8 protein-coding genes are annotated in these 13,788 nt (G+C 43.7%); 7 read left to right on the top strand and 1 reads right to left on the bottom strand.

Annotated features, from left to right (window positions below; genetic code table 11):
• Window positions 1–116 precede the first annotated feature (116 nt).
• The 7 genes from BW980_RS16315 (at window position 117) to BW980_RS16285 (ending at window position 11,491) form a co-directional block, all read left to right on the top strand.
• Window positions 117–3,620, top strand: coding sequence for a SusC/RagA family TonB-linked outer membrane protein (locus BW980_RS16315; RefSeq protein ID WP_083690502.1), 3,504 nt, complete (start codon window positions 117–119; stop codon window positions 3,618–3,620).
• An 18-nt stretch (window positions 3,621–3,638) separates the two neighbouring features.
• On the top strand, window positions 3,639–5,027 hold the full coding sequence (locus BW980_RS16310) for a RagB/SusD family nutrient uptake outer membrane protein (RefSeq protein ID WP_076456217.1): 1,389 nt from the start codon (window positions 3,639–3,641) through the stop codon (window positions 5,025–5,027).
• 68 nt (window positions 5,028–5,095) lie between these two features.
• Window positions 5,096–6,046 carry a glycerophosphodiester phosphodiesterase family protein gene (locus tag BW980_RS16305; RefSeq protein WP_076456216.1) on the top strand — a complete coding sequence of 317 codons (951 nt, stop codon included), beginning with the start codon at window positions 5,096–5,098 and terminating at the stop codon, window positions 6,044–6,046.
• 337 nt (window positions 6,047–6,383) lie between these two features.
• Window positions 6,384–8,012, top strand: coding sequence for an alkaline phosphatase PafA (pafA, locus tag BW980_RS16300; RefSeq protein WP_076456215.1), 1,629 nt, complete (start codon window positions 6,384–6,386; stop codon window positions 8,010–8,012).
• A 667-nt stretch (window positions 8,013–8,679) separates the two neighbouring features.
• Entirely contained in the window at window positions 8,680–9,072 is a 393-nt protein-coding gene (locus tag BW980_RS16295; RefSeq protein WP_139327708.1) for a hypothetical protein, read from the top strand.
• Between the two features lie 152 nt (window positions 9,073–9,224).
• Window positions 9,225–10,073 (top strand): universal stress protein, encoded by an 849-nt coding sequence (locus BW980_RS16290; RefSeq protein WP_076456213.1) that lies wholly within the window; start codon window positions 9,225–9,227, stop codon window positions 10,071–10,073.
• Between the two features lie 158 nt (window positions 10,074–10,231).
• Window positions 10,232–11,491: a mechanosensitive ion channel family protein gene (locus BW980_RS16285; protein ID WP_076456212.1), complete on the top strand. Its 1,260-nt coding sequence runs from the start codon at window positions 10,232–10,234 to the stop codon at window positions 11,489–11,491.
• Between the two features lie 20 nt (window positions 11,492–11,511).
• On the opposite strand, the gene BW980_RS16280 is transcribed toward BW980_RS16285, so the two are convergent.
• Window positions 11,512–13,458: a DUF5060 domain-containing protein gene (locus tag BW980_RS16280; RefSeq protein ID WP_217694810.1), complete on the bottom strand. Its 1,947-nt coding sequence runs from the start codon at window positions 13,456–13,458 to the stop codon at window positions 11,512–11,514.
• Window positions 13,459–13,788: the final 330 nt, after the last annotated feature.

Raw genomic sequence — 13,788 nt, 5'->3', positions numbered from 1 at the left:
AAGCCTAACAACTTACATCATCAGCCTCTTAAAGGCAAAAATCGGAAAGTGCTGCAACACTTCCCGATTGTAAAATTGATCGAAAAGAATTCAACCAAAAAAAACATTATAAAAGTATGAAAAAACTTCTTATATCAACGAGAAGCATTCGTTCAACCATTCGTTTTGACCTGAAAATGAAATTGACCACGCTATTTGTATTGACCGCGATGTTCTCCATGAGTGCCAACAGCACGTATTCACAGAACAAAATCTCAGTGAAACTTGAGAACACCACGATCGCACATTTTATCGACGAGATTGAAAATAGTACGGACTTCAGGTTTGTCTATAGAGTAAAGGACGTTGACTTAAAAAGAAAAATCTCCATTTCTGCCAATGAAGAACTCATTGAAAAAATCTTGAGACAGGTTTTTAATGCTGGAAAGACCGAGTTCACGATCTTGGAGAACCAGATTTATCTGACCCAGGCCAAGAACACGCCTAAAGCCGTCAATATTCCCATAACGCCCTTGATCGTACAGCAGAGCATATCGGGAATGATAACCGACGAAAATGGCGACCCCTTGCCCGGTGCGAGCGTTGTCGAAAAAGGTACGACTAATGGAACCGCTACCGATTTTGACGGTAATTTCGTTTTGGAAATAGGTCCTGATGCCGTTTTGGAAGTCTCTTATATTGGCTACAAATCACAAGAAATTGTCGTAGGCACCCAAACCACTATCTCTGCCCAACTTGAGCCTGCCTCGGCGGCACTTGAGGAAGTCGTACTTATTGGATATGGCCAACAATCCCGTAGCAAGGTCATCGGATCCGTATCCGAAATAAAAAGTGAAGACCTACAGAACGTTACGGCAGCCACCATAGACCAACAACTTGCCGGTAAACTTTCCGGAGTTGTCATTAACCAATCGAATGGACAGCCCGGCCAAGATTCACAAATAGTGATCAGGGGCACGGGAACGCTTACCGCTGGATCAAACCCCTTGATCGTGGTAGACGGTTTTCCGCTATCGGAAGGAAGCTCATTAGGTTCGATCAACCCAAATGACATAAAAACCATCAACATTTTAAAAGATGCCGCCTCAGCCGCCATCTACGGTTCACGTGCTGCCAATGGGGTTATATTGATTACCACAAAAGCGGGTGGCCTCAACAAGAAGACTACGGTAACTTTAGATGTGTACGGAGGGGTACAACAACAAAGCTCCGGAATGGATTTGGTAGATGCCTATCAATTCGCCCAATTCCTTACCGAGGCCCGTAACTGGGGTTATGTATCAAAAGATCCTACCAATAGAAGTGAAAGTGATCCCAACTCGGTAAGGGTCACAAAATTGATCGACGGAAAACAAATAGACGGTCGCGAATTATTTTTGACCGATCTTCAACCCTACCTCGATGGACAATCAGGACTTGTAAACACCGATTGGATGGACCAAGCGTTCCGAACGGCTCCGATTTCCAATTATGCCCTTTCGATTTCCGGAGGAAACGACAAAACTCAATACTACACCTCATTAGGGTATTTCGATCAAGAAGGGGTTGTAATTGGTACCGATTACAAACGCTATTCGGCATCGATCAACCTTGAAAGCAAGGTTTCCGAAAAGATAAAATTCGGAGTAAACATAAAGCCTTCCTATTCCATTGAAAATTCAGTGGACCAAGGTAGCCGAAGTAATGGGGCCCTAGGACTTATCCCTTTGAACTCCCCTTTCTACAGGGCATATAACGCGGATGGAAGTGTGAACATCAGTGAACAGTTGATAAACGAACAACATGAAATCGAAGGTGTTCGCATTAACGGAACACCGGTAGAAAACCTTGTGGCCACTTCCAATGAAGTGGGAGACAATAAGCGACGCTTTCGCGTTTTTGGCAACACCTATTTAGATGCCGAAATTATCGACGGCCTCACCTACCGATTGTCACTTGGTGGCGATTACGACTCCTATATAAGAAATTACTATTATCCGATAAGTGTCGGTTCCTATAGAACTCCAGCCCCAAGGTCGGATGCCGAAGCGGATCAATACAAACAGAGCAAAATCAATTATTTGATCGAGAATACACTGACCTACGACAAAACCTATGGAGACCATCATTTGAACGTTTTGGCCGGGTATACCTTTCAAAAGGAAAGAATCGATTTGACCCAGGTTACAGGTACAGGGTTTGCCGATGACAACATAAGAAACATTGCAGGTGCCAGTACGTTTACCGCAGTCTCCGATATGGGAATCTGGACCTTGGAATCGTATCTCGCGCGTTTACAGTACGATTTTGGTGCAAGATACCTACTTTCCGCCGCCATTAGAAGGGACGGATCTTCAAGGTTCGGTGTAAACAATCGTTGGGGTAACTTTCCTTCGGTATCTGCCGGATGGGTATTCAGCCGAGAAGAGTTCTTTCCATCGGATGGCTTGGTGAGCTTTGGTAAATTCTCCGCTAGCTGGGGACAAACAGGGAACAACCAGATAGGCACCTATGGCTCCAAAGCCTTGGTTACGGGTTCTAACTATGTTTTTAACGGTGCGATTTCCCCTGGTTTTATCACCACCTCCGCTCCCAACCCCGATCTTGGATGGGAAATAGCCTCATCAATGAACATCGGACTAGACTTGGGCCTTTTCAACAACAAATTGAATTTTACCATGGCCTATTACAAGACCAATACCAAAGACCTTTTGCTTGATGTACCCGTACCCCAACAAACCGGTTACGATAACGTACTGGCCAATATTGGTGAAATGGAGAACAAAGGCTGGGAATTTCAACTTGCCGGTAATAATTTTATGGTCGGCAACCTTGGTATTGGATTCAATGCCAACCTGACCTCTTACCAGAACAAGGTGCTGGCCTTAGGCCCAGGCCAAGATAGGATCGCCACGGGAAGAGACCAACTCTTCGTTACCCAAATCGGTCATCCGATCGCTGAAATTTACGGGTATAAAGTTGATGGCGTGTTCAAAACCCAAGATGAAATAGACAACTACCCTCATTTAGATGGTACGATTACCGGTGACCTTAGGGCGGTTGATGTAAACAACGACGGTGTAATAGATAGTAACGACAAGGTATCAAAAGGGACCTATGCCCCTGACTTCACTTACGGCTTCGGAGCCAATGTAAGCTATAAAGGATTCAACCTAAGTTTTAATTTCACAGGCGTGGAAGGAAGGACCTTACTCGATGACGACCTTAGTTCCTTGACCGAATCAGGTGAAGGTTTCGGAGTACCCACTACCTATTATTTTGAAAACAGATACCATCCGGTAAACAATCCTGATGGATTCTTAGGACAACCGAATTTCGGTAACTTCTCAAACTCAAGGAAGATTTTAAGGAGCTCAGTAACCGTAGAGGAAGGTAATGGCGATTACTTTAGGTTTAGGGATCTTCGTTTGGGATACGACTTTCAACAAAATCTATTAGACAAGTTAAAGGTATCGGCCCTTCAAGTGTACGTATCGGGCAACAACCTCTTTACCTCAACAAAATGGAGAGGTTGGAACCCAGATGGAACTTCTAGCAACATCTTAGAGTCGGGCTATACTACCGGAGGAAACTACCCTATTTCCAGCACTTACACGGTAGGTCTTAAAATATCATACTAAATATAAAAAGAAATTAAAATGAAGAAGTATCTATATATACTGATCTTTGTCATGGCCTTGGTTGTGACAAGTTGCGAAAAGGAACTTATACAAAACCCGAACACATCAAAGGTCGCCGATAACTTTTACACGAACGAGACCGAATTGGAAGAAGCCGTAAACGCCGTTTTTGCCACACTTCAATTAACAGGTATTTACAATACGGCCATGCCTGCCGTAGGCGAGTTGCCCGGTGAAGATGCCTATGATGAGACCCCGGCCAATGATGGTGGTGTTTATGGTATGTTAGACGATTTTAACGTCATCCCCCAGAGTGAACTCATTGCCGATGTTTGGGAAGATAGTTATCAAGGAATACAAAGGGCCAACATTGTCATCAATAGAATTCAGGATATTGAATTCGCTGAAGAGGCCACCAAAGACGCAAGAAAAGGCGAAATGCTATTCATAAGGGCCATGCTCTATTTTAATTTGGTGCGTACTTTCGGCGATGTGCCCTTGGTAATCGACGAGGTAGCCAACCCACAAGATTATTTCGGTCAAACCCGAACTCCGGTCAGTGAGGTATACCCACAGATTATAAGCGACCTTGACGAAGCGGTAGGCCTATTACCGGCACGCAATGACGATAACAAAGGCCGAGTTGTAAAAACGGCCGCACAGACCTTATTGGGTAAAGTTTACCTGACCTTGAAAGATTACGCCAAGGCCAAGTCATATTTAGATGCCGTAGTAGAATCAAAGACGCATAAGCTCATAGCGGCCGACCAAGTCTTTTCTTTGGAAAACGAATTGAACGACGAACTCATTTTTGTCGTACAATATGCTTCGGGCCTAAGTTCAAACACCGAGGGCTCTGATGCCTACCGAATGTTCAACCCTACGGGAAGGGTCGAGGAAAACATGACCGGCACCAAAGGACACGGTGTTCTTAAACCTGACTTTTACGCCCTGTATACCGAGGCCGATGCCCGTAAAGATGTCTACGTCAAGACCTTGGAATCAGGACTGGCATTTAACAATAAAATTGCCGTACCTACTACCGTGGTAGCCGATTCAGGTAGCGACTGGGTAGTACTTCGCTATGCCGATGTTCTTTTAATGTTGGCCGAAATCGAGAACGAACTGGGCAATGGAGCGGAAGCCATCGATTACTTGGATGAAGTCAGAAACCGAGCAAACTTGGGCGCCTATACCGGGGCAACCGACAAAGAATCCGTCTTTGGGGAAATCGACCTTCAGAGAAGATTGGAATTGGTATGGGAAGGCCATCGTTGGTTCGATCTCTTACGTCAAGGAAGGGCCAAAAGCGTTCTAGGCATTACCGATGACAGCAAATTGTTGTTGCCGCTTCCTGCCAGTCAGATAGCTGCAGACCCCGCACTTGTTCAAAATCCGGGATACTAAAACCATCAAGAGGGGGGCGGAAAAATAGTCCCGCCCCCCTTTAATTCACACAAAAAACCCTTTTGACGATGCCTAAAAAAGTAATAGGGTTGTTGACCCTGGTAATTAGCCTAACGGCCTGCAACCAACAGGTTAAGGACGACACCCCGATCGACCCGCCCCGCACGGAGGCAAAACAAACAAAGAAACCTAGCGTAGAAGACCTTATTGCCAACCTTACCGATTCGCACAACGACCAAGTAATCGTGGTGGCGCATAGAGGTGATTGGCGCAATGCCCCGGAAAACTCCTTACAGGCCATTCAAAACTGTATCGATATGGGCGTAGACATGGTCGAAATAGATGTCAGGGAAACCAAGGACGGCCAACTGATATTAATGCACGATGGATCCATTGACCGCACCACTACAGGGAGCGGAAACGTATCGGACCTGAGCTGGGAATACCTGCAAACACTCCATTTAAAAGACGGGATCGGACATAGCACCCCGCACAAAATCCCCACCTTGGAAGAGGCCTTACAACTTTGTAAAGGAAAAATTTTGGTCAATCTGGACAAGAGTTACGACATCTTCGATAAATGCTATCAAATGGTAAAGAAGACAGGTACCCAGAACCAGGTAGTGATCAAGGGAAATATTCCTTATAGCCAAGTAAAGGAAGAATTCGGGGAATATCTAGACAAGGTATTCTTTATGCCCATAGTGCGATTGGACGACCCGGATGCCAAGCAAACCATAGATAGCTATCTCACCCAAGACATACCCGTTGCATTTGAATTTACCGCCCCCCAAGATACCATTTCCATCATACAGGATTTTGACGAAATCAGAAAAAAAGGTGCTTCGGTATGGGTCAATTCATTATGGCCACAACACAATGGGGGCCACGATGATGAAAAAGCCGTCTTAGACCCCTCGATTTACGATTGGTATATAGATAACCATATCGACATCATACAGACCGATCGCCCACAATTACTGATAAATTACCTGCGTAGTAAAAAGCTCCATCGATAAAAAAATTAGTATTTACCAGGCCAGGCCTAGAATAGCGCAACTGCGAACATGGGAACAAGAAACCTACGAACACGGCACCTGAACGAGACCTATTTATGATTACAATTCACTCTTTTTGCCCTAAAAGCGCTTTCTTAAAAGTCCTTGGTACACTAACTTGCACCCTATGCCTTGCCACTTGGCAGCTAAGCGCCCCCCTTTCAATGCTTGCAGTTCTTCTTGCCAGTAGTACGATCAAAGTTGAATACGACATAACCAACATACCAACAAAGTTCATTTTTAGATATATCACCAATGGCCACCCGACAAAAGTTCGGCCATTACAAAAACAAACAGTATGAATTACAGGATTTTTTTAGTAGCTATTGCCCTTGTTTCGCAATTGGCCCACGCACAGACGAATGACAAACCCAAACTGGTAGTGGGTATTGTTCTTGACCAAATGCGTGCCGAATACCTTTACCGCTTTCAGGACAATTATTCCGAAAACGGTTTTAAACGCTTGATGAACGATGGGTTTAACGTTAAGAACATGCATTACAATTATGTGCCTACCTATACCGGACCGGGGCACGCATCGATCTACACCGGTACCACCCCTGCCAACCACGGTATCGTTGCCAATGATTGGTACAGTAGAAAAAAAGGACGAACGGTTTACTGTGCCGAAGATGAAACGGTATTTTTAACCGATGGTAGCGGCGTTTCAAAAAAGGAGGTGAGCAGCTATTCCCGTTCACCGAGAAACCTAAAATCGCAAACCATTACCGATGAATTGAAACTAGCCACCAGTGGCCGATCGAAGGTCGTTGGAATATCGTTAAAAGATAGAGGTGCCATTCTTCCTGCAGGACATATGGCCGACTATGCTTTTTGGTACCACTCGGAAACAGGTAAGTTTATTACAAGCAACTACTATACGGAAAAGCTTCCCGCTTGGCTAGAACAGTTCAATGCACGGCAATTGGCCGATTCGCTGCTAGACCTCACTTGGGAAACCATAAGGCCAATACAGGATTATAGGAACAGTGGCGCCGATAAGGCCCTTATGGAAAAAGTGTTCAAAGGAAGAAAAGATGCCACCTTTCCGTACAATCTTAAAAAAATCAGGAAAAAGAACGGCAATTTCGGACTGATGTCACAAGTTCCTTTTGGCAATACCCTATTGACCCAAATGGCCAAGGCCACCATTGAAGGGGAAAAATTAGGCTCGCACGACGATACCGACTTTCTGACCATCAGTTATTCCAGCACCGATTATGTCGGACACGGTTTCGGCATACGCTCCAAGGAGTTGGAAGACACCTATGTACGTATGGACGGGGAACTATCGGAACTGCTTAGCTTTTTAGACGATAGCGTTGGCAAGGGCAATTACCTACTCTTTCTTTCTGCCGACCATGCGGGAAGCGACAACCCGGTATTCTTGGAAAAATCGCGTTTAACGGGCAAGTTCATTGATACTAAAGGCATTAAGGATAGCTTAAACATGGGGCTCGCCAAATTATTTGGGCCAGCCGATTATATCGCCCATTTTAGTGTCCCCCACATCTATTTTAACGATGTAGACACACCAAAGGAAGAAATCTTAAAAGCCGCCGCTTCCATTCTTAAATCTTTGGACGGTGTAAAAGAAGTATACGCTCCATCACTTCACAGTTCCAGAAATTTGGATATCGATGCCTTTTTCAGAAAAAGTGTGAACAAAATGAACTCTGGCGACCTCCTTTTACATTTAGACCAGGGCCGCATGCCGACCCGAACCGAGGGTACCACCCACGGTACGGCATACAATGATGATACCCATGTACCCATGTTGTGGTACGGATGGCATGTTCCAAAGGGAAGCAGTGTAGCCAAACACACTATCGACCAGATTACCCCTACCCTATCTTTTCTGTTAGATTTACCCTTGCCGGACACATCTTCCGACCAAGCTATTGAAGAAATTTTTGAAGGGAAATAAAACGATACGACACTTCCGTATAAGGAAAAATAGCCAAGGCATGCCTTGGCTATTTTTTTATACCCTATATATTCGTCCTTGAAAAACTTTAAACAAATCTCCATCACAAACCCATAAATCATTCTTTCTGATTTTCAATACATTAACAATCCCACCCCTAACTTTCCCTATCTAAAATTTACGCGGTATCGGCCCAAAATTCATCACCTGGGGAAATTTGCCCCACATTTAAACAGCCCCTGTTTTCAACACACCTTCTTAACCATTGACAATTAGGTAATTACATTCATTTATAAAAGCATTTCTTTTATAGGCATACTCTTTGACGTTAGTACTAATTCATCCGTAAAGAAAGCGGAATAGCGCCCTTAGCTCCTAGTTTTTTTTAGGAAACACCTTTGACAGACAGAATGCCAAGATGAAGATGGAAATGAAAAACAAACAATACCCCATTGTAAAGCGACCCTTGAAGTCGTTATTCAATTCCATACGTAGTTTGCTACTATTTCAAACGGTGGAATTCACGGTCATACCTCTAAAAAGAATATCGATTCTCCCCCCCACCGACCGTCTAGATCCTCATTCATGGCATTCCCATTGAATGACTTGCAAATGAACTTTGAAACAAAGGGCCGAAACGCCACAGTAATAATAAAAATATAAAATTATGAATGTATCACAACCTTTTTATGCGCACGAACCCGATAGTCGTATCATGATGGAAAAAGATAAGGTAGAAATTTCCGGTTGGACGGAACACCTTGAGTTCATAAATGAAGAGTTAGACTACCTAATGGACATTGAAGACCGCATGCTCAACAATTCACAGTTGTACCAACAACTGCAAGAATTGCAAAGAGAAAACCGATCACACATCGGAAAACTGTACAAATACAAAATGAACATCGGCAATATAATCGAATGTGATACGGCCGAGTGCGACGCCTTTTATCTGCATAAACACGAAGCGAGTCGCAAATTATACCTTGAACATGTCAAAAAATACAGAAACATTAAAACACAGGTATTATCACAAATTCTTTTACACGCAAAATCCTAGATGTAAAAAATGATTAAAGATTTTAAAAATAAAATTGCCCCTCCCGATAAAACATCGGGAGGATCAAAGGCCCCAAAGACATATTGGGGCCCGAAAGCTGCCCGATCGCCGAGCACGTCCATTTAAAAACAAAACAATTAAAAACAACAATCATGGGAAAAAAGCTACTATTGCCAACCGATTTTTCAAAAAATTCGTTGAACGCTATGGAATACGCCATTCAACTCTACAAAAATGAGGACTGCGATTTTTACATTCTCAATACGTACGCCAAAGATGCCCATAGCCAAGATAGTGTTGCACTCCTAGATCCCGACGAGGCCTTCAATAAGCTATCGGAAACTAGGTCAAAACAAGGTCTTGGAGATATATTGACCCATTTGACCTTTGAAAACGACAACCCGAAACATCGGTTCCACGTTATGTCGCGCCCTTATCCCTTTTTAGATGCCGTAAAAGACGTAGTTAAATCAATGCAAATCGATATGCTGGTCATAGGGGCCAAGGGCATGACCAATAGACGGATGGGCAAGTATGGCAAGACCGCACTTTCGGTCATAGAACAAATCAGGAACTGCCCTGTTTTGATCGTTCCCCAAAATGCCGTTTTCAACGAACCCAAGGAAATCGTATTGGCGACCAATTTTAAAACCGATTTTAACCCTAACGAAATACGACACTTGGCCGAAATTGCAAAACTCAGCAAATCTACCATTCAAATACTAAGCCTAGAAGATCCCGATTCGTTAAACGATAGGCAAAAGGCAAATAAAAAGCTGTTGAGCGCCTATTTTGAAGATATCGACCATACATTCAATACCGTACGCAACGTAGAAATGCCCACTGCCATAAACTGCTTTGTAGAGATCAGGCGTAGCCACATGGTGAGCTACATCAACAAGAAGCGCACTTTTTTACAAAAGATGGGCTTGGGCCAACCCGCATTGGGCAAGTTGGTATATTTTGAAAATGTCCCGGTTCTGGCACTAAACGACAAATAGAAAACCAAGGCCTTAACTTCACTTATACGCCCTACCATCAAGCATTTCCTTAGCGATTCGTTAAAGTATTTCAAATACCTGTCATTTATTTCACGTATACGCTTTCTTAGTTCTTTCTATGGCTTAATTTTGCAAACGGAATTTCTATAAAGAAATATATGGAAGAAGGTTTGCATACAATTCTATATGATTATTTGTTAAAAACGGGATTGAGCGAAGGCGTCGCATCGTACCTGAACTTGTTGATCGTATTAGTAAGCTCATTGATTTTAGCCTGGTTTCTAGATCTGATAATCTGGCGCGTTTTGCGTAATCTATCTTTACGGTTCGCCCGTAAGTCGAAGACCAATTTCGACAATTTCTTGGTGATGAACAAGGTACCCCGTTATGTGGCCCATATCATTCCTTTGACCATCTTGTTCAAATTCTTCCCCTTTGCCTTCTTTCATTTTGAGTACGGCGGTATTGTCGCACTCAAAATTCTACAGATAATCTTTGTTATATTGACCCTTTTTATAGTCAAGAGTCTCTTTAGGAGTACGAACGACTATCTAAAGACCAAGCCACGGTTTCGCGATAAACCTATGGATAGTTACATCCAGGTCTTTATGATCTTTGCATGGTTTGTGGGCATCTTGACCATTTTTGCCATCATTACCGATGTTTTGATCTGGAAGTTTTTCACCGCCCTGGGTGCCGGCTCCGCCGTTATCTTGCTCATATTCAAAGATTCTATCTTGGGTCTGGTTGCGAGTATACAGGTCAGCATTAACGATATGGTGCGTATTGGCGATTGGATTACTTTTGAAAAATACGGTGCCGATGGTAATGTCAGTGAAATCACGCTCGCCACGGTAAAAGTGCAGAACTTCGATAAGACCATCACTACCATTCCTACCTATGCCTTGATCTCCGATTCATTCAAAAACTGGAGGGGCATGGAGAATAGCGGTGGTAGACGTATGAAGCGCGCCTTGGTCATCAGCCAAAGAAGTATTCGCTTTTTAAATCCAGAAGACATTGAATCCTTTAAAAACATCGAGCTAATACGAGACTACCTGAGTACGCGAGACGAGCAGATTACTTCGTACAATACGGCCAACGGGGTAAATAAGGAACTAGCGATCAATGGAAAAAATCTCACCAATATCGGCGTTTTTAGAAAATATGTAATCAATTATTTAGAGAACCACCCTGCCGTAAACAAGGGAATGACCTTGATGGTACGACAGTTAGCTCCCACGACGCAAGGGATTCCTTTGGAAATCTATGCCTTTAGTTCTGACAAACGTTGGGAAAACTACGAATATATCATGGCCGATATTTTCGACCACCTCTTTGCCGCGTTGCCCTATTTTGATTTAGAAGTTTTTGAACTACCTACTTCTTTGAATCCCCTTCCCGCAAAAACGAACTAAGTAAGCCAGAGGCTATTAGCTCATATCTTTTTTAGAAGACATACCCAGTCGTCATGGGGCGAACCCGTCGTATTGGGCGGATGGCCCAAAGAGCGAATGGCACCTCCCGCAATCTTATCGATGGAACCTTTTTGAAGTTCGCCTCCATTGAGAGGGTCGAACCAACGTATCCGATAGCTTCCTTCTTCCTCCAAAAAATTGATAGTAGCTTCCTTTGTCTTGGGAAGGAAAAGTGCATAGACCTGGCCTTTTTCCCTAAAGCAATAGGCATCTTTCAGATTGACCAAACCGTGCTCGGGCCGCATGTTCCAATACGGAAGGTTCTCCTCAAAAAATACACGGGCATGGTTTGATATTTTCCAAAGCCGATCGCGCTGCCGCCAGTCTTCAGAATTTAAATCATTGTGTGGATGCTTGGCCCCGAAATACCATTCTACTCCCGCGCCTCCGGAAAGTAAGGTACCCCAAAGCACATATTTTCTTAAGCTCTCATGGCTAGGGTCTTCACTATCGAGTACGGCCCCTTGAAACCATTTCCCAATTTCATCCATGGTAATGAGCCATTCGTGTCCCGCTTCCCTTGATTTGTTTTTCCATCTTTCGATGACCTCAGCGGTTTGTTTTCTTTCGTCTTGCTGCAATGAAAGTCCGTCTAAATAAGTATACCCCACAATCGAGTCTAAAATCTCGCTGCGCAATGGGTCATGCGAATGCGTATGTAGAAGTACGGGATGTTGGTACGGATCCGACTCCTTGATAAATTTCGCCATCGCCTTCCTTTGGGCATTGTTTTGACCAAGGGGAGACCAATCGGCAGGACCGTTCTCTTCCCCTAAATTCCAATTCAAGGCTAGATGGTGGCCAAATCGCGCTATCAGCTCGTTCAGATAGAGCTTTCGCAAAACTCCCGTGTCCCCATTGTCCAATAAGGTCTCGTTCTCCGTTTCCTGTAACACCATATGAAGTAACACCCCTTTTGACTGCATGTGACGAAAAACGATTTCCCACTGTTCAAGTTTACTTACGTCAAAACGGGTAAACTCATCAGGTTTTGTATAGGGCCACACATCTTTTCCATCGCCCAAAATATTCATGGTCAAAAAATAAACCGAATTCATTCCCGTATCGGCGAGGTAGTTTATAGCACCGATCAAAGCCTTTCCCTTGCCGTCTTTCCAGGTGGGGTCTCCAGCTTTCCAATCTTTTAGATGGGTAGGGTACGAATGGATTTTATCGGTCGTACTGGCCTCTCCTTCTTTATTGGATGAGGCTATCCGGTAGGTATTGTCAAAATCTACATAGCCCAATAGGTTTTCCGGACTGTTCGCCCCTACTTTCACCCAATACCTATTGCTGTTCCGGAACTTATAATAGCCTTTGGAAACCACAAGCCTACCATGCGCCCTAAAATCAACACCTCTTTTGTCAGATCCAATTACCTTAAAGCCTCCCGTGGCATTTGAAATAGCAACCTCTTCCGCCCCTGAGACACTGGACGCTACGGCAATGCTATCTTTGTGGTAGAGTTTCGCCGAATAACTCCAATCCCCTAAACGGTCGGGCGTAAATCGTACCCTCCAGATATTTCCGTTGTCGGAGCTGCTTTCCGAAGCATTTCCATCGGCGGCATAGAATCCCCTAATGGTATAACTGGTCTCCGCATGCTTGAATTCTACGTTTAGCCTATAATTCAAAAACGGATTATCGGTAGCATTTTCGGAAGTTCGGGGACCTTTAAAATCGATTTCTACCGTATGCCATTGTTGGTATATGGGTGTTGCAATGGCACTATCCGCTACCTCATCGGCATGGGGTTGTGATGACAGCTCTTGGTTTTGGCCCGTTAATCCTTCTTTATTTTCCTTATCCGTTTTAGTCGCCTGGCAACCAAGTACTAATAAAAGAACGGCCATAAGGGTATACTTGCTTACTATGAAATTCGTTCGGTATGATCGGGTAACATCCATTAGATCGTATTTTTTATGATACAAAGCTGCATTCGAAATCTATAAAAGCGTAACCTTTGTCTTTTTTAAAGGATCGTTTTACAATGGGTTTGAATGCAAGCCCGAAAATAGGATAAGATAATGGTTCCCACAACCCGATTATTTCCTATCCCTTTAAAATTCAACAACAAAGCCCTTTAATCCTTCGATTCTATCCATCAGTCGTAGCCGTTTTTTTGAATTGAATCCTAAGTCCGTATTAAAAAAAAGCCACAAACGGACTACCGTTTATGGCTTTTTTTAAATTGGATTATGTTCTGTTTTCCGCTATCGGTGTTTTTCCAAACCGAT

The organism is Zobellia uliginosa, assembly GCF_900156625.1.
Classification (GTDB): domain Bacteria; phylum Bacteroidota; class Bacteroidia; order Flavobacteriales; family Flavobacteriaceae; genus Zobellia; species Zobellia uliginosa.
This window is presented reverse-complemented; position numbering and strand designations above follow the sequence as displayed.

Excerpts from the sequence above, each read along its gene's own strand:
- BW980_RS16280 (WP_217694810.1), bottom strand. The coding sequence starts at position 13,458 with ATGGATGTTACCCGATCATACCGAACGAATTTCATAGTAAGCAAGTAT.
- BW980_RS16295 (WP_139327708.1), top strand. The coding sequence starts at position 8,680 with ATGAATGTATCACAACCTTTTTATGCGCACGAACCCGATAGTCGTATC.
- BW980_RS16305 (WP_076456216.1), top strand. The coding sequence starts at position 5,096 with ATGCCTAAAAAAGTAATAGGGTTGTTGACCCTGGTAATTAGCCTAACG.
- BW980_RS16290 (WP_076456213.1), top strand. The coding sequence starts at position 9,225 with ATGGGAAAAAAGCTACTATTGCCAACCGATTTTTCAAAAAATTCGTTG.
- BW980_RS16285 (WP_076456212.1), top strand. The coding sequence starts at position 10,232 with ATGGAAGAAGGTTTGCATACAATTCTATATGATTATTTGTTAAAAACG.
- BW980_RS16315 (WP_083690502.1), top strand. The coding sequence starts at position 117 with ATGAAAAAACTTCTTATATCAACGAGAAGCATTCGTTCAACCATTCGT.
- BW980_RS16310 (WP_076456217.1), top strand. The coding sequence starts at position 3,639 with ATGAAGAAGTATCTATATATACTGATCTTTGTCATGGCCTTGGTTGTG.
- pafA (WP_076456215.1), top strand. The coding sequence starts at position 6,384 with ATGAATTACAGGATTTTTTTAGTAGCTATTGCCCTTGTTTCGCAATTG.